This is a genomic window from Micrococcus sp. 63XJN7_8_ISO-PGPR-S23-253 (genome assembly GCF_056173425.1).
In genome coordinates this window covers 621569-636328 of record NZ_CM149673.1, presented here as the reverse complement: position 1 = coordinate 636328, position 14760 = coordinate 621569, and the positions used below count along the sequence as shown (strand labels likewise).

Annotated in this window: 15 protein-coding genes; 5 read left to right on the top strand and 10 right to left on the bottom strand. The window is 76.5% G+C overall.

Annotated elements, in window-relative coordinates; all coding sequences use genetic code 11:
- Positions 1-8 precede the first annotated feature (8 nt).
- Both AC0VX4_RS03045 and AC0VX4_RS03040 read right to left on the bottom strand, forming a co-directional pair.
- A complete protein-coding gene (locus tag AC0VX4_RS03045; protein WP_475464561.1) occupies positions 9-1115 on the bottom strand; it encodes a 4-hydroxy-3-methylbut-2-enyl diphosphate reductase in 1107 nt (368 codons plus the stop codon).
- 53 nt (positions 1116-1168) lie between these two features.
- Positions 1169-2257: a hypothetical protein gene (locus AC0VX4_RS03040; protein ID WP_475464560.1), complete on the bottom strand. Its 1089-nt coding sequence runs from the start codon at positions 2255-2257 to the stop codon at positions 1169-1171.
- A 196-nt stretch (positions 2258-2453) separates the two neighbouring features.
- Here AC0VX4_RS03040 and xseA point away from each other — a divergent pair, with 196 nt between their 5' ends.
- Positions 2454-3767: an exodeoxyribonuclease VII large subunit gene (gene xseA, locus AC0VX4_RS03035; RefSeq protein WP_475464559.1), complete on the top strand. Its 1314-nt coding sequence runs from the start codon at positions 2454-2456 to the stop codon at positions 3765-3767.
- Entirely contained in the window at positions 3764-4051 is a 288-nt protein-coding gene (locus AC0VX4_RS03030) for an exodeoxyribonuclease VII small subunit (protein ID WP_311795282.1), read from the top strand. Before xseA ends, AC0VX4_RS03030 begins: the two co-directional genes overlap by 4 nt.
- A 113-nt stretch (positions 4052-4164) precedes the next feature.
- Here AC0VX4_RS03030 and AC0VX4_RS03025 read toward each other — a convergent pair whose 3' ends face one another.
- The 5 genes from AC0VX4_RS03025 to AC0VX4_RS03005 all read right to left on the bottom strand — a co-directional run bounded on the left by AC0VX4_RS03025 (position 4165) and on the right by AC0VX4_RS03005 (position 8733).
- Positions 4165-4749 carry a type 1 glutamine amidotransferase domain-containing protein gene (locus tag AC0VX4_RS03025; protein WP_049160326.1) on the bottom strand — a complete coding sequence of 195 codons (585 nt, stop codon included), beginning with the start codon at positions 4747-4749 and terminating at the stop codon, positions 4165-4167.
- A gap of 127 nt (positions 4750-4876) precedes the next feature.
- Positions 4877-5797, bottom strand: coding sequence for a PPK2 family polyphosphate kinase (locus AC0VX4_RS03020; protein WP_002857839.1), 921 nt, complete (start codon positions 5795-5797; stop codon positions 4877-4879).
- Entirely contained in the window at positions 5790-7028 is a 1239-nt protein-coding gene (locus AC0VX4_RS03015; RefSeq protein WP_475464558.1) for a pyridoxal phosphate-dependent aminotransferase, read from the bottom strand. Before AC0VX4_RS03015 ends, AC0VX4_RS03020 begins: the two co-directional genes overlap by 8 nt.
- A gap of 83 nt (positions 7029-7111) precedes the next feature.
- Entirely contained in the window at positions 7112-8260 is a 1149-nt protein-coding gene (locus AC0VX4_RS03010) for a glycine betaine ABC transporter substrate-binding protein (protein WP_409480335.1), read from the bottom strand.
- Complete coding sequence (locus AC0VX4_RS03005) at positions 8257-8733, bottom strand: NUDIX hydrolase (protein WP_049159977.1); 477 nt, start codon at positions 8731-8733, stop codon at positions 8257-8259. The genes AC0VX4_RS03010 and AC0VX4_RS03005 overlap by 4 nt, the downstream gene beginning before the upstream one ends.
- Before the next feature lie 158 nt (positions 8734-8891).
- Between AC0VX4_RS03005 and AC0VX4_RS03000 the strand changes: the two genes are divergently transcribed.
- Entirely contained in the window at positions 8892-10727 is a 1836-nt protein-coding gene (locus AC0VX4_RS03000; protein WP_475464557.1) for a hypothetical protein, read from the top strand.
- Positions 10728-10800: 73 nt separating this feature from the next.
- On the opposite strand, the gene AC0VX4_RS02995 is transcribed toward AC0VX4_RS03000, so the two are convergent.
- The 3 genes from AC0VX4_RS02995 to AC0VX4_RS02985 form a co-directional block, all read right to left on the bottom strand.
- A complete protein-coding gene (locus tag AC0VX4_RS02995) occupies positions 10801-12036 on the bottom strand; it encodes a phosphotransferase (RefSeq protein WP_475464556.1) in 1236 nt (411 codons plus the stop codon).
- 22 nt (positions 12037-12058) lie between these two features.
- Positions 12059-12967, bottom strand: a complete 909-nt coding sequence (locus AC0VX4_RS02990; RefSeq protein WP_475464555.1) for a hypothetical protein — start codon at positions 12965-12967, stop codon at positions 12059-12061.
- 77 nt (positions 12968-13044) lie between these two features.
- Positions 13045-13671 carry a GNAT family N-acetyltransferase gene (locus tag AC0VX4_RS02985; RefSeq protein WP_475464554.1) on the bottom strand — a complete coding sequence of 209 codons (627 nt, stop codon included), beginning with the start codon at positions 13669-13671 and terminating at the stop codon, positions 13045-13047.
- A 57-nt stretch (positions 13672-13728) separates the two neighbouring features.
- On the opposite strand from AC0VX4_RS02985, the gene AC0VX4_RS02980 reads away from it, so the two are divergent.
- Positions 13729-14394, top strand: a complete 666-nt coding sequence (locus AC0VX4_RS02980; RefSeq protein WP_475464553.1) for a 5-formyltetrahydrofolate cyclo-ligase — start codon at positions 13729-13731, stop codon at positions 14392-14394.
- An 89-nt stretch (positions 14395-14483) separates the two neighbouring features.
- Positions 14484-14753, top strand: a complete 270-nt coding sequence (locus AC0VX4_RS02975; RefSeq protein ID WP_060775382.1) for an FmdB family zinc ribbon protein — start codon at positions 14484-14486, stop codon at positions 14751-14753.
- Positions 14754-14760: the final 7 nt, after the last annotated feature.

Sequence of the window (14760 nt, the reverse complement as noted above, 5' to 3'; positions counted from 1 at the left end):
GGGCGCGCTCAGGCCTCGGCGTCGCGGCGGCGTCCGCCGAGCGAGCGGGACTCGTCACCCACCCGCTTGAGCTCGGCGCGCAGCTCCTTGGGCAGGGAGAAGATGATGTCCTCCTCGGCGGTCACCACCTCGTCCACCTGCCCGTAGCCGTACTCGGCCAGCAGCGCGAGCACCTCCTGGACCAGCACCTCGGGCACGGACGCGCCCGAGGACAGGCCCACGGTGACCACGCCCTCGAACCAGGACTCGTCCACCTGGTTGGCGAAGTCCACGCGCTCGGCGCGGGAGGCCCCGTACTCCGCGGCGACCTCCTTGAGGCGCACCGAGTTCGAGGAGTTCGCCGAGCCCACGATGATCACCAGGTCGCACTCCGGCGAGATCGACTTGATGGCCGCCTGTCGGTTGGAGGTGGCGTAGCAGATGTCGTCCGAGGGCGGGTCCTGCAGGTTCGGGAACCGCTCGCGGAGCACGGAGACGATCTCAAGGGTCTCGTCCACGGAGAGCGTGGTCTGGGAGAGCCAGATCAGGTTGTCCGGGTCCTCCACCTGGACGGTGCGGGCCTCGGCGACGTCGTTGATCACCGTGGTGTGCTCGGGCGCCTCGCCGAACGTTCCCTCGACCTCCTCGTGGCCGTCGTGGCCGATCAGCAGGATCCGCTTGTCCTGCTTGGCGAAGCGCACGGCCTCGCGGTGCACCTTGGTCACGAGCGGGCACGTGGCGTCGATGGTGCGCAGGCTGCGCTGGGCGGCCTCCTCGACGACGGCCGGGGACACGCCATGGGCGGAGAACACGGTCAGGGCACCCTCGGGCACCTCGTCCAGCTCGTCGACGAACACCACGCCGCGCTCGGTCAGGGTGTCCACGACGTGCCGGTTGTGGACGATCTCCTTGCGCACGTACACGGGGGCCCCGTGGTGCTCGAGGGCCTTCTCAACGGCGACGACGGCGCGGTCCACGCCGGCGCAGTAGCCACGGGGGGCGGCCAGCAGCACGCGCTTCTCACCGGACACGGGCGCGGCCGCCTCCACCTCCTCACGGGAGCGACGAACGCGCGGGACCTGCGGCATCCCGAGGCCGACGGCGGACGGGCGGGCGGAGACGGAAGGAGCGGACATGCCCTCCATGCTATCGGCCGGGACGCAGACCGGGCCCGGGCTTCGCCGCGGGCTCAGCGCGACGTGACGTCGGCGGCGGTGTGGGAGCGGCCCACCGCGGGGGGACCGTCCGCCCGGGCGGCACGGACCCGGCCACGCCGAGCGACCCAGAGCTCGGCCAGGGCCAGCAGCAGGCCCGCGGCCAGCACGATCCAGCCCAGGGTGGTCAGGGTCTGGGGGTAGGGGGCGACGGCGGCCGCGAACGCCGGGCGGGCGGCCTCCTCCATCTGCTGGACGAACGCGGCCACCCCCGGGGAGGCCCCCTCGGGCGCCGTGAGGTGGACCGCGTCCGGACCCAGGCGGGCGCCGCCGATCAGCCCGCCGGCCAGGGCGACCGCACCCGCCACGGCCACGGCGAGGCCCCGCCGCCCTCGGGGGGCGAGCAGCAGGGCGCCCACGAGTGCCAGCACGGAGGCGGCGGCGGCCCAGCGCCAGTGCGCGGAGGCGTCCACCCAGCGGTGCACGGTGGCCCGGTCCGTGCCGGCCAGGGCGTCGATGCGCGCGTCCATGCGCAGGGCGGTGCTGTCCCGCAGTTCCGCGGCGCGGTCGTACAGGGGCGCCAGCAGCGTGTCCGCAGCCCAGTCGCCGACGTCCGCGCCCACGATCCTCTCCAGCAGCGCCTGCGCGGGCAGGTCGAACCGGTCCTCGCGCAGGTCACGTTCGATGTCGCCCAGGGCGGCGGTGATCCCGGACTGCGCGACGGGACCGAACGGGATGGTCACGTCCGCGCCCGAGCCGGGCTCGTCCGCGCCCTGCGGGTCCTCGAGCTGGGCGAGCCAGGCGCGCCGGGCCTCGTCGGCGGTGTCGGACCAGCCCTGCACCACCTGCGGGTCGTCCGCCACGCGCTGGGCCAGCGGGCGCAGCAGATCCTCGGCCGCCTGGGCCAGCGGGCCCGGCACCTGCTCGGGGATGGCGTCGTGCACGACGTCGTCGATCACCCCCGGCACGGCGGCGCGGACCTCGGGGTCCACCGCGACCTGCTCCGTCACCCCGCGCAGCAGCTCCGGGCGGTGCGTCGCCTCGTCGACGAGGGCACCGGCCGTCGCGAGCACCGCCAGCAGGCCCGCCAGGGCCGCGACGAGGACACTGAGAGTGGTGCGCATGGGGTCCTTCCATTCCGTTCCGTTCCGTTCCGACCCCGTCGAGCGTACCGATCCTGGCCGGACGTTCCCCGGTCTGAGCGCCCGACCGGGCCGGCGGCGGGTCCGGGGGACGCCCGGGCGCCGTCTTGCGCGTCCGGCGAGGGCGGTACGGTGGGCCCGTGCCCGGGCGGACCGGGCGCGGACAGGAGGGACCCGGATGGACCAGCCCGTGACCGAGGGCGCCCCGGCGGCGTCGGACGTGCCCGTCTCGGCACCCGCCCGCGCGGGCGAGACCTCCGCCGAGCGGCCGTGGCCCCTGCGCCGGCTCTCCGAGAACCTCAAGGCCCACATCGAGCGAGCCCCCGCCACGTGGATCGAGGGCCAGCTCATCGAGGTCAAGAACAACCGCGGCAGCGTCTACATGACCATGCGGGACCTCGAGGAGGAGGTCTCCCTGCCGCTCACCGCCTGGCGGAACGTCGCCATGACCCTGGACGGGACCGTCCAGCAGGGCTCCCGCGTGGTGGCGCGCGTGAAGCCGAACTTCTGGCTCAAGGCCGGGCGCCTGTCCATGAACGTGCAGGAGATGCGCCCGGTCGGCCTCGGCGATCTGCTGGCCCGCGTGGAGCTGCTGCGCCGGGCCCTCGCCGAGGAGGGGCTGACCTCCCCCGCGCGCAAACGGCCCCTGCCCCTGCTCCCCCACCGGATCGGGCTCATCACCGGCCGCGACTCGGACGCGAAGAAGGACGTGCTGCGCAACACCCTGCTGCGCTGGCCCGCCGCCGAGTTCGAGATCCGTGAGGTCGCCGTGCAGGGCGCCGAGGCACCTCGGCAGGTGGCCGCCGCGCTCGCCGAGCTCGACGCCGACCCGGCCGTGGACGTCATCGTCATCGCCCGCGGCGGCGGCGCGCTCGAGGAGGTCGTGCTCCCCTTCTCGGACGAGGCGCTGGTGCGCGCCGTGGCGGCGGCGCGCACGCCCGTCGTCTCGGCGATCGGCCACGAAGCGGACCGCCCGGTCCTCGACGACGTCGCCGACCTGCGCGCCTCCACGCCCACGGACGCGGCCAAGCGGATCGTCCCGGACGCGGCCCAGGAGGCCGCGGGACTCGCCGACGCGCGCCTGCGGCTGGCCGCGGCCGTCGAGCGCCGCGTGCGCGCCGAGGCCGAGGGGCTCGCGGCCCTGCGCTCCCGGCCCGTGCTGGCCCGTCCGCACGTGATGGTGGACACCCGGCAGGAGGAGACGGACCGGTGGCGCGAGCGCGGCCGGTCTGCCCTGGGCCACCGGCTCGTCCGCGAGGAGGACGCCCTCACGCAGCTGCGCGCCCGCGTGCGCGCCCTGTCCCCGCAGCGCACCCTGGACCGCGGCTACGCCGTGGTCCAGCACGCCGGACAGGTCGTGCGCGACGCGGACCAGGTCGCCACGGACGACCGGCTCGACATCCTCGTGGCGGCCGGACGGATCGCCGCGGACGTCGTCGCGACGCATCGGACCACCCCGACCCCATCCCACGAGAGGACACGACAGGCATGAGTGAACAGGGCAGGGAGCACACGCAGGACGCGGGCCGCCCCAGCGGCGTGGAGGGCTTCACCTCCGCGGACGTCTCGGACGTGGCCCGGATGAGCTACGAGCAGGCGCGCGCCGAGCTGATGGAGACCGTGGGGAGGCTGGAGGCCGGTGGCGCCGGCCTCGAGGAGTCCCTGGCCCTGTGGGAACGCGGGGAGGCGCTGGCCGACCGCTGCCAGGCCTGGCTCGACGGCGCCCGCGCCCGCCTCGACCAGGTGCGCGGCGAGGCCGCCCCCGACGCCGACTGACCCCGCCCCGCTTTCGTTCGGGAAACGGCGGCCTCCGCCACGCTTTCGTTCGGGAAACGGCGGGGGCGGGGGCCACCGGCCCCCGCCCCCACGCGGCTTGCTCCCGACGTCGGTCAGGCGGTCTGGTCCTCGTGCTTGCCCTCGCCCAGCTCCTCCACGACCTTGGCGTTGAAGGCGTCCAGGTCCTCCGGGGAGCGCGAGGTGGTCAGCCCGTTGTCCACGACGACCTCCTCATCCACCCACTGGGCGCCCGCGTTCTTCAGATCGCTCTGCAGGGACGGGTAGCTGGTCAGGCGGCGGCCCTCCACGACGCCGGCCTCGATCAGGGTCCACGGGGCGTGGCAGATGGCCGCCACCGGCTTGTGCTGCTCGAAGAAGGCACGCACGAACGCCTGGGCGTCCTTATTGACGCGCATGGCGTCCGCGTTCAGGGTGCCGCCCGGCATCACGAGGCCGTCGAAGTCCTCGGCCTTGGCGTCCTTCACCGTCGTGTTCACCTCAAAGGACTCGCCGTGATCCCAGTCGGACTGCATCGCGGTGATGGTGCCGGACTCCGGCGAGACGAGCACGGGGGTCGCGCCGGCGGCGATCACGGCCTCCCACGGGGAGGTCAGCTCGACCTGCTCGACGCCGTTGGTCGCGAGGAACGCGACGGTCTTGCCGGTCAGCGGGGCATTCTGGTTGGCGTTCTCAGTCATGGGTCCACCTTTCGGATCGGATCCGGCGCGCCTCTGCGGCGCCCGGCGTTGTCCCATCAACTCACCGCGGCCCCGTGCTTGGCAAGGTCCGGCCACCACTGCCCGCCCATCGCGACGACGGCGGCGTTCAGCCCTCCAGCAGCCGACGGCGGGCCGCCGCGACGTCGAAGTCCGCCTCCGGCCAGTCCAGCCCCATCCCCTGCAGGGTCTCGATGATCAGCTGCTGCACCGCCAGCCGCGCGAACCACTTGCGGTCCGCCGGCACGATGAACCACGGCGCGTCCTCGGTGTCCGTCCGCTCGATCGCGATCCGGTACGCGTCCATGTACTGGTCCCAGTAGGCGCGGTCGTCGAGGTCGGCCTCGCTGAACTTCCAGTGCTTCGTGGGGTCGTCCAGGCGGGCCAGCAGCCGCTCGGCCTGCTCCTCCGGCGAGATCCGCAGCATCACCTTGACGATCCGCGTCCCCGCGGCGCGCACGGCCGCCTCGAACTCGAGGATCGCCCCGTACCGCTCCTCCACCTCGGCCAGCGGGGAGAGCCCGCGCACGCGGTGCACGAGCACGTCCTCGTAGTGCGAGCGGTCGAACACGGAGACCAGGCCGGGCCGCGGCAGGTGCGGGCGGATGCGCCACAGGAAGTCGTGGGCGCGCTCCTCCGGGGTCGGCGCCTTGAACGCGTGCAGGTGGACGCCCTGCGGGTCCATCGCCCCGATCACGTGACGCATGATCCCGCCCTTGCCGGCGGTGTCCATGCCCTGCAGGACCACCAGCAGGGACGGCACCTCCCCCACGGGCGCGTCGCGCACCGACTGGGCGAACAGCAGCTCCTGCAGGTCGGCGAGCGCCCCGCCGCGCGCGGCCAGGTCCTTCTTGCCCTTCGCCTTGTCCCCGCCGTAGCCGGGCGTCGCGGCGGCGTCGACGTCGGCCGGGCCCCGGACCTCGTCCCCGCGGCGGGCGGCGAACAGCTCCCGCGCGGGGGCGTCGAAGACACTGTGGCCGTCGGTGGCGCGGGCGGGTCGGCCCGCCTCGGCGTCCGAGGTGTCACCCATGGCGCTCCCTCCAGTCCTCGAGGAAGTCCTCGAGGCGGTCCAGGGCCACGCTCAGGTCCTCCACGCTGGGCAGCGTGACGAGCCGGAAGTGGTCGGTGTGCGGGTAGTTGAACGCCCCGCCGTGCGAGACGAGGATCTTCTTCGCCCGCAGCAGCTCGATGACGAACGCCTCGTCGTCGTCGATCGCGTAGACCTCCGGGTCCAGCCGCGGGAACAGGTAGAGGGCGCCGTGGGCCGGCTGCACGGACACGCCGGGGATGGCGTTCAGGCGGTCCTGGGCGAGGTTGCGCTGCTCGAGCAGCCGACCGCCGGGCAGGACGAGGTCGTTGATGGACTGGTAGCCGCCCAGTGCCACCTGGATGGCGTGCTGCGCGGGCACGTTGGCGCACATCCGCATGTTGGCCAGCAGGGTCAGGCCCTCGAGGAAGTCGGCGGCCCGGTGCTTCGGCCCGGACACGGCCACCCAGCCGGAGCGGTAGCCCGCCACCCGGTACGCCTTGGACAGGCCGGAGAACGTCAGGGTGAGCACGTCGTCGGACAGGCCGGCGGCGTTGATGTGCCGGGCGCCGTCGTAGGTGATCTTCTCGTAGATCTCATCCGCCATGAGCACGAGGTTGTGGCGGCGGGCCACGTCCACGATGCCCTGCAGCACGGCGCGGGAGTAGACCGCGCCGGTGGGGTTGTTCGGGTTGATCAGGACGATGCCCTTGGTGCGCTCCGTGACGAGGGACTCGATGTGCTCGAGGTCGGGCTCCCAGCCCTCCTCCTCGACGCAGCGGTAGTGCACCGCCCGGCCCCCGGCCAGGGTGGTCGCGCCGGTCCACAGCGGGTAGTCGGGCGAGGGGACGAGGATCTCGTCGCCGTCGTCGACCAGGGCCTGGAGGACCATCGTGATCATCTCGGACACGCCGTTGCCGATGAACACGTCGTCCACGCCGATGTCCCGGATGCCCCGGGACTCGTAGTACTGCGAGACAGCGGTGCGCGCCGAGTAGATGCCCTTGGAGTCCGAGTAGCCCTGCGCGTGCGGCAGGTGCTGGTGCATCGCCGCCAGGACGGCGTCCGGCGCCTCGAAGCCGAACGGGGCCGGGTTGCCGATGTTCAGCTTCATGATCCGGTGGCCCGCGGCCTCCATCCGCTGCGCCTCCTCCAGGATGGGGCCGCGCACGTCGTAGCGGACGTTCAGCAGCTTGGCGGACTGGCGGATCTGGCGGGGATTCGGGGTCGGCATGCCCCCATCATGGCACCCCCCGGGCGGTGTGCGTCACAGTCGCGTTCGTGCGACGCGGGCCGGCACCCCGACCCCGTGCGAGCTCAGAACCAGGGGTCGCGGGGCACGAACCAGTCCTCGGGCGCGTCCTCCAGGCCCTGGTCCACCAGCCAGTACTGCGCGGCCTCGGCGACAGGAAGCGGGTCGGCGCCCGTGGTGAGCCGTTCGAGCTCCCGCAGGCCGTCGCCGTCGAGGGCGGACATCACCTCGGCGATGCGCTGTTCGGCGTCGTCGTCCAGCGTCGCGGCGGAGCCGACGGCGGTCAGCCGCCCCTCGGGGAGCACACGGCCGTCGTCCTCGAGCGGGACGAGCGTGTTCGCATCGATCTCCGGATCCGTGCCGGTCAGCAGCGCGACCTGGGCCTCGTCCGCGGCGACGGCGGCGCTCGGGTGCTCGGTGTCGGCCAGCCAGGTCTCGGGTCGGCAGCCGGCGAGCCGGTCCAGGCGGGCGCGCAGGGCCGTGGCCGCGTCCGGGTCCGCCGCGGCGGTCAGGGCCGGGGGTGCGACGGCGGTGAGCGACTCGCACCGGCCGTTGAGGTCCGTGATCGACTCGAGCTCGAGCCGGGCCGCGGTGGTCTGGGTGACGACCGCGGTCAGGCGCAGCACGCCCGCGGTCGAGGACAGCACCGCCGGGGCCTCGTCCTGCGGTGTCCCCGCCGCGGCCGTCTCCTCCGCGAGCAGCGTCTCCAGGACGCGCCCGGCCGCCGGGGCGTCGGCCGCGGGGTCGCCGACGGGCAGCGCGGTGGGGCTCGGGGCGGCGGTCGAGGCGGTGGCCGAGGGGGTGGGCACGGCGTCCGCGGACGTGCCGGTCTCCGTCCCGGTCGGCGTCGACGACGGGGTCGACGTCGGCGGCGGCGGGGACGGCAGCGCCGCTGCGGGGTCGGCGGCAGTGGCCAGGGCCAGGGTGTCCACGACGGCGACCGTGTCCCCGACGGCGGCGGACCACGCCGGCTGCTCCACGGCGACGCCGTCCTCGTCCGCCACGGCGTGGCCGTGCAGGCGCAGGTGACGGGCCAGGACCGCCGCGACGGCGGCCTCCAGGCCCTCGCCGCCGTGCACGACCGTGATCGGTGTGCCTGACGCGGAGGGCGTCGGCGGGGCGTCCGCCTGCCGCGCGCACGCCCCCAGGGCCAGCGACAGCACGAGGGCGGAGGCGGCGAGGGCCGTCGGGCGGCGGTGGGCGGGGCGGCTCACGTGGCCACCCCGGCACGGGCGAGCGCCTCGGTGACCCAGGAGGCGGTGCGCAGCTCGCTGAGCTCCGCGAGGTCGAACCAGCGTGCGTCCGTCGAGGATCCGCCGACCTCAGGGCGCAGGACGCCGCCCGTGATGCGGGCGGTGTAGAGGACCTGCACGGTGAGCAGGGGCAGCGGTTCGCCCCGCAGGCGCTTCTCCACCGGGATCGTCCCGGTCGTGACGCCCAGCAGGCCCGTGAGCTCGGCGGTGTGGCCGGTCTCCTCCCACACCTCGCGCAGGCACGCCTCCTCCGGGCTCTCGCCGAGCTCGATGCCGCCGCCGGGCAGCGTCCACTGCAGGAACTCGGGCCCCTGCCACGAGCTGAGCAGGACGCGGCCGCCGTCCACGATCAGGGCGTAGGCGCCGGCGCGGGTCTGGAACGGGCCGGCGGGGTGCGCTCCGGCGGCGTCCGGGGCGGCGGGGGTGGTGCTCATGGCTGCGGGCTCCTGGCGGCGGTGGGACGGCCCGCGGCGGGCGACGCCGGGGCCCGGCCAGTCTACGAGCACCGCCCACCGCGAACAGCGGCACGGTCCACCGACCCGCGCCCTAGGCTGGAGGACCACCCGTCCCACCCCCGGAAGGAGCAGCGCCCGTGGACACCCCGCAGGACCCGCCCCGCCGGGACGACCCCTCCGGCGGCCCCGTGGAGCCGGCCGTCGACGCCGCCCTGGACCGGGTGCACGCCCTGCTCCGGCAGGCCCGCGTCACCGCGGCGCCCGACACCCCGTCCGCCCTGGACGCCCGCGGCTGGTGGGAGCTCTCCCTCGAGGCCGCACTGCGCGACGAGCCCCGGGAGTCCGCGCGCCTCGCCGACTCCGGCCTGGCCGCGCTCGTGCCCGGCCAGGACGACGTCCGCCTCGCCCTGCTGCGGGCGCTCGCCGTCGCCGCGGGCCAGGTCGGGGACGAGGCCGCCCTGACCCGCTGGGTGGAGGCCCGGGCGGCGCTGCTGCGCCACCTCGGCCGGCCCCGGCAGGCCGGGCTCGAGTCTCAGCTCGGCGCCGCCCTCGTGCGCGATCCGGACACGGTCGAGGCGGCGGTGCTGGCCGGCGTCGTGGAGGACGAGCCGGGTGCTCCCGGCGAGGACCCCGGGGACACCGTCCTGCCCGAGGCCGCCCTGGCCCTGGCCGTGCACCGCGTGCACACCGGGGACCTGGACGCCGCGCTCGAGCTGGCCCGCCGCGTCATCGCCGTCCTGGGCGGGCTGCGCGCGGCCGGTGCCCTGCTGCCCACCGGCTCGTGGTCCAGCGCGCACCTGCTGCTCGCCCGCCTGCACCTGTGGCGGGGCGAGCACGCCGAGGCGGACGCGGCGGCCGCCGTCGTCACCGCGCTGCCCGCCGCCCGGGCCGTCCTCGCCTCCGCCACCACGGTGCGGGCGATCGCCGCCCACGAGCTGGACCGTCCGACGGCGGCCCTCGACCTGGCGCTCGAGGCGGCGGAGCGGATGGCCTCGGTCGGGCTGCGGCGCGGCGCCGCCTCCGCGGCGGCCCTGGCCGGGCGCGTGGCCGGCGACCTCGACGGGTACGAGGAGGTCGCCGTGGCCGCGTGGGAGCTGGCCTCCGTGCACGCGGAGAAGGCCGAGGCGCCGGAGGCCTCGAGCCTGAGCTACTGGTGGGCGCACCAGCTCGTGCTCGCCGGCCGCGCCGACGAGGCCGAGCCCCTGCTCGCCCGGCTGGTGCGCCGCGAGGCCACCCACGGCCGGGACGTCGAGCAGGCCCGCGCCCTCGTGGACCTCGGCCACGCCCACCACGACCAGGACCGCGCCGAGAACGCGCTGCCCCTGTGGCGGGAGGCGGCCGGCCTGTTCGAGGCCCACGGCCAGTGGGAGGACGCCGCCCGCACGCTCTTGGCCGCCGGCGCCCTCGTGAACCGCGAGCGCGACGAACGCACCCGGCCCTCCGCCCTCGACCTGTTCGAGCGGGCGGTCGCGGCCGCGCGCCAGGCGGTGGACGAGGACCCGGCGGTGCTGCCGGCCGCGCTGCACGCGCACGGGTACCTGCTGTGCGAGTCCGGTCAGGCGGAGGGCCTCGACCTCCTCGAGGAGGCGCTCGCCCTCGTGCGGGACGCCGGCGCCGACTGGCAGGTGGCCGACTACACGGACACCCGCGCCCGGGCCCTGTGGTCGCTCGAGCGGGGGCCGGAGGCGATCGCCACCGCACTGCAGGCCGCCGACCTGTTCACCGCCGCCGGGGACCGCGAGGGCGCCGCGCAGGCCGAGCTCTTCGCCGCCTACGTGGTGGCCGAGGACGGCAGACCCGAGCAGGCCGCGACGCTCTTCCGCCTGGTGTGCGACGCCACCGACTCCACGCTCGTGCGCCTCGGGGCGCTCACGGGCCTGCACCAGTGCCTGTCCACCCTCGGGGACCACGACGGCGCCGCGCGCGTCCGGGACGAGCTCGACGCGCTCCGGGAGGGGCTCGGCGCGGACTGACCGCCCCTCGAGGGGGTGGCCCGGCCCGGCGGCCCGGACCGGCCCGGCCCGACTGTGGCGCAGCCGTCGCGGGTCACAGGCCGACGCGGGCCAGGGCGGCGTCGGCGGCGGCACGGCGGGCGGACCGCACGGCGCGGGGCGCGGTCGGCTGCGCGGCGAGGGCGGCGAGCACGATCGCGACGCGGGCGGCCAGCGTCACCTCGTCGACCTCGGTGCGGGCGTGGTGCCGGAACCGTGCGGCCACGGCGCGCAGCGCGGCGCCGCCGGCGCCGAGGTCCACGGCGCCCGCCTCGAGATGGGCGATCAGGACGGCCCAGTCGTCCACGCGGTGTCCCATGCCCAGGTCGTCGGCGTCCAGCACGCCGGTGATCCGCTCCCCCGCCGCGTCCACGTGCAGGTTCCCCGGGTGCAGGTCGCCGTGCACGGGCACGCGCGGGCCGGGGTCCCCGGCCGCGAGCGCCGCGCGGAGCCGGTCGGCGCGGGCGGCGGCCTCGTCCTGGGCCTCGGGGTCCAGCACGACGGCGGCCCACGTGGCGTGCTCGAGCAGGACGGCGGGTCCGCCGGCGTCCGCGTCGGCGCCCCCAGCCGCCCCGGCCGTGGGGCCCGTCGGGCCGGGGAGCTCCTCGGGCACCGGCGGCAGCCGGTCCAGCAGCGCGGCGACCCGCGCGGGGTCGAGCGCGGCGGCCTCGGGCCCGGCCAGCAGCGCCCGCCAGGGCAGGCCCGGCACGCTGGCGAGCGGGAGCACCCCGTGCGCCGGCGCCGCGAGGACGGCGGGCACCGGCACCCCGGCCGCCCCCGCGGCGGCCATGCGCCGGGCGACCCGTGCGGCGCGCGCGGGCGGGAGCACCTTCAGGAACGTGCGGGCCACGACGCCGTCGTCGCCGGTCGCCTCGACGGCCAGGACCGCCCGGTCCCGCGGCCGGTAGCCGCGCCACGTGAGGCGGGCCCGGCCCGGCGCCGTGCCGAGCAGGGCCGCGAGCGCATCCGGGTCGCCGGTCAGCGTGAGGCCCGGCAGGACGGGGTCGGCGGGGGCCCACCACCACAGGGTGCCGTCCTCCAGGATCCCGCGCTCGCCCGGGACGGGCGGGCACGCCGCGGCGGGGGCGGCGGGGTGCCGGGGGTCGCGGGCGAGGACGAGGGTGCGGGAGCGCACGCGGGCGTCGCCCGCGCGTCCGGTCATCACGTCCAGGTCCAGGACGCGCGCGAGCCGACGCCCCCGCTGCAGGTGCAGGGCGTCGGCTCGGGTGCGCAGCCAGCGCTCGCCCGACGCGCGGACGGCCTGGCGCGCGGCGGCTCGGTCGATGCTCACGAGCGTGGCCGCCCGGCGGGGCTCAGCAGGCCCGGCGCCGCGCCAGGACGTTGTCCAGGTCCAGGGCGGCGATGTCCTGCTCGGCGGCGGCGCTGATCTGATCGTCCGCCGTGCGCGCGGCGTCCTGGAGCCGGGTGTCCGCGCCGGTGGGGGCGGGGGTCTCGAGCGGCGCCGGCAGGGGGCGCGCCATCTCCGGGGCGTCCAGGTAGGTGGGGCGCGGCACCGCGGGGATGGTCACGGCGCGGTCCGCTGCGGGGGCGGCGGAGGCGGTCACCACCACGGGCTCGACCCGGGACGCGGCGGGCGCGGCGGCCGGACGCGGCGCCTCGGTCTCGAAGGCCAGCACGGTCTCCAGCACGCGGCGGTCCCGCTCGGGGTCCGCCGCCGGGGCCTCGCGCTCCTCGGCCGCCGGGGCGGCGGGGCGCTCCGGGACGACGACGACGGCGGGCCGGGCGCGACGGGTGCGGTCGCGGACCGCGAGGGCCCGCAGGCCGGCCAGCCCGGCCACGGCGAACAGGAGCGACCAGCCGGCCAGGGCAAGGGTGCCCGCGCCGAATGCCGCGGCGAGCCCGGCCACGAGGAACACGAGCAGGGCCACGAGGGCAGCGAGGAACAGCGCCGTGCGCCCCCACCGGATGTGCAGGCCGGTCCGGCCGCGGGCGGTGCGCGCCGCGTCGGCGGCGGCGCTCAGGCGGCCCGAGAGCCGGGCGGTCAGGGCACGGGCGGCGGGCGAGCTCTGCAGGCGGTGCATGAAGGACCTCGGCATCGACGGGCGGGCGGGGGCGGACGCGAGACGATGGCGGCGCAGCACGAGCCGCCAGGCCAGGAAGGCCACGAGGGCCACGATGACCAGCGACGCGCTCACCCGGGCGTCGGCCAGCGCGTCGAGCGCAGCCTGCACGGCCGTCGTCGGCGCGATGGTCTCATCCATGCGGTCAGCCTAGCGCCGGGGGCGGACCGGCCCGGCCATCGCGGCGTGTCCGCACGCGGCGTGTCCCTCCGGGCCGCTCAGGGGCGCGGCCGGGTGGCCAGCCACCGGGCCAGCAGGCCCTCGGGGACCTCCTCGGCGGTCACCGCGAACGTCCGGTGGTCCCGCCAGGCGCCGTCCACGTGCAGGTACGCGCGCCGCAGGCCCTCGTCGCGCAGGCCGAGCTTCGCCACGACCCGCAGGCTGGCCGCGTTCTCCGGGCGGATGTTGACCTCGACCCGGTGCAGACCGGCGCCGCGGAACGCCCAGTCCGTCGCCATGGCCACGGCCGTCGGCGTCAGCCCCCGGCCTGCCTCGCGACGGTCGACCCAGTAGCCGATCGAGCCGGAGAGCAGCGAGCCGTACTGGATCCCGCCCAGGGACAGCAGTCCCACCAGACGGTCCCGGTCCGGGCGGTCGTCGTCGAGGACCATGCCCCACGTGTAGGCGCTGCCGTCCCGGCCCTGGCGGCCGTGCCAGCGGACCATCTGCCCGAACGATGACGGGCCCGCGCCCGGCACGGGGCTCGTGGCGTCCCACGGCGTCAGCCACTCCCGGTTGTGCGCCCGCTGCTCCTCCCACGCCTCCCGGTCCCGCAGCCGCAGCGGCCGCAGGGCGAGGGTGCCGTGCCGCAGGGTCACGGGCCAGGGGGAACGCTGCCAGGACATGGCGTCGATCCTATGCGCGGCCGGGCGCGGCTCCGGTGCGGCGGGCATCATGGGGACATGCGCACTCCCCCTCCCGTGCCCGAGCCCGCCACCGCGGGCCCCGTCGCCGGCGTCGACGACGTCGTGGACGCCAAGGCCGCCCTGCGTGCCCGCCTGCGCGCCGCCCGCCGCGACCGCTCCCCCGCGCGCCGCGCCGCCGAGTCCGCGGCCGCCGTCGAGCACCTGTGGGCGTGGCTGGGTCCGCGCGTGGCCGCGGCGACCGCGGACGGGGCCGCCCCGGTGGTGGCCACCGTGCTGCCGATGGCCACCGAGCCGGACACCGGTGTGCTGCGCACCCGCCTGCTGGCCGCGGGGGCGCGGGTGCTCGTCCCCGTGATCGAGCCGGAACGACGCCTCAGCTGGGCTCCGTGGCACCCGGAGGCCGCGACGGCGCGCGCCGCAAACGCCCCCGTGGACGAGCCCGTGGGCGAACGACTCGGGACGGACGCGCTGGCGGCGGCGGCCGCGGTGGTCATGCCGGCGCTCGCGGTGGCCGAGGACGGGATGCGCCTGGGCCAGGGCGGGGGCTACTACGACCGCTTCCTCGCCGAGCTGCCGCAGGCCGTGCCCACCGTGGCCCTCGTGTTCGAGGACGAGCTGCTGCCGGCGGGCGCCATCCCCGCCGAGCCCACGGACCGGCCCGTGGACGGCGTCGTCACCGCGGCCGGGCTGCGCTGGATCTGAGCCCGGCCCGCGGCGCGGAGTAGCATCGGGGGTCGGATCCCCCCCAGAATCGCGCGCCCCGGCGCGCCCCGAGCGAGCTGGAGCTGAGCATGCCCACCTACGCCTACCGCTGCAAGGACTGCGGCCACGCCTTCGACGCCGTCCAGGCCTTCACCGACGACGCCCTCACCGAGTGCCCCGCGTGCGGCGGCGTCCTGCGCAAGCAGTACGGCTCGGTCGGCGTGAGCTTCAAGGGCTCCGGGTTCTACCGGACCGACTCGCGCTCCGGCACCGGCTCGGCCGGCGGATCGACCTCGGACTCGGCCGCCGGGTCCTCGACGTCCTCGACGTCGTCCTCATCCTCCGCCGCCGCGGACTGACCCGGCC

Coding starts and splice junctions, on each gene's coding strand:
- AC0VX4_RS02980 (WP_475464553.1), top strand. CDS start 13,729: ATGCGCACTCCCCCTCCCGTGCCCGAGCCCGCCACCGCGGGCCCCGTC.
- AC0VX4_RS03030 (WP_311795282.1), top strand. CDS start 3,764: ATGAGTGAACAGGGCAGGGAGCACACGCAGGACGCGGGCCGCCCCAGC.
- AC0VX4_RS02985 (WP_475464554.1), bottom strand. CDS start 13,671: ATGTCCTGGCAGCGTTCCCCCTGGCCCGTGACCCTGCGGCACGGCACC.
- AC0VX4_RS02975 (WP_060775382.1), top strand. CDS start 14,484: ATGCCCACCTACGCCTACCGCTGCAAGGACTGCGGCCACGCCTTCGAC.
- AC0VX4_RS03025 (WP_049160326.1), bottom strand. CDS start 4,749: ATGACTGAGAACGCCAACCAGAATGCCCCGCTGACCGGCAAGACCGTC.
- xseA (WP_475464559.1), top strand. CDS start 2,454: ATGGACCAGCCCGTGACCGAGGGCGCCCCGGCGGCGTCGGACGTGCCC.
- AC0VX4_RS03005 (WP_049159977.1), bottom strand. CDS start 8,733: ATGAGCACCACCCCCGCCGCCCCGGACGCCGCCGGAGCGCACCCCGCC.
- AC0VX4_RS03015 (WP_475464558.1), bottom strand. CDS start 7,028: ATGCCGACCCCGAATCCCCGCCAGATCCGCCAGTCCGCCAAGCTGCTG.
- AC0VX4_RS03040 (WP_475464560.1), bottom strand. CDS start 2,257: ATGCGCACCACTCTCAGTGTCCTCGTCGCGGCCCTGGCGGGCCTGCTG.
- AC0VX4_RS03045 (WP_475464561.1), bottom strand. CDS start 1,115: ATGTCCGCTCCTTCCGTCTCCGCCCGCCCGTCCGCCGTCGGCCTCGGG.
- AC0VX4_RS02990 (WP_475464555.1), bottom strand. CDS start 12,967: ATGGATGAGACCATCGCGCCGACGACGGCCGTGCAGGCTGCGCTCGAC.
- AC0VX4_RS03020 (WP_002857839.1), bottom strand. CDS start 5,797: ATGGGTGACACCTCGGACGCCGAGGCGGGCCGACCCGCCCGCGCCACC.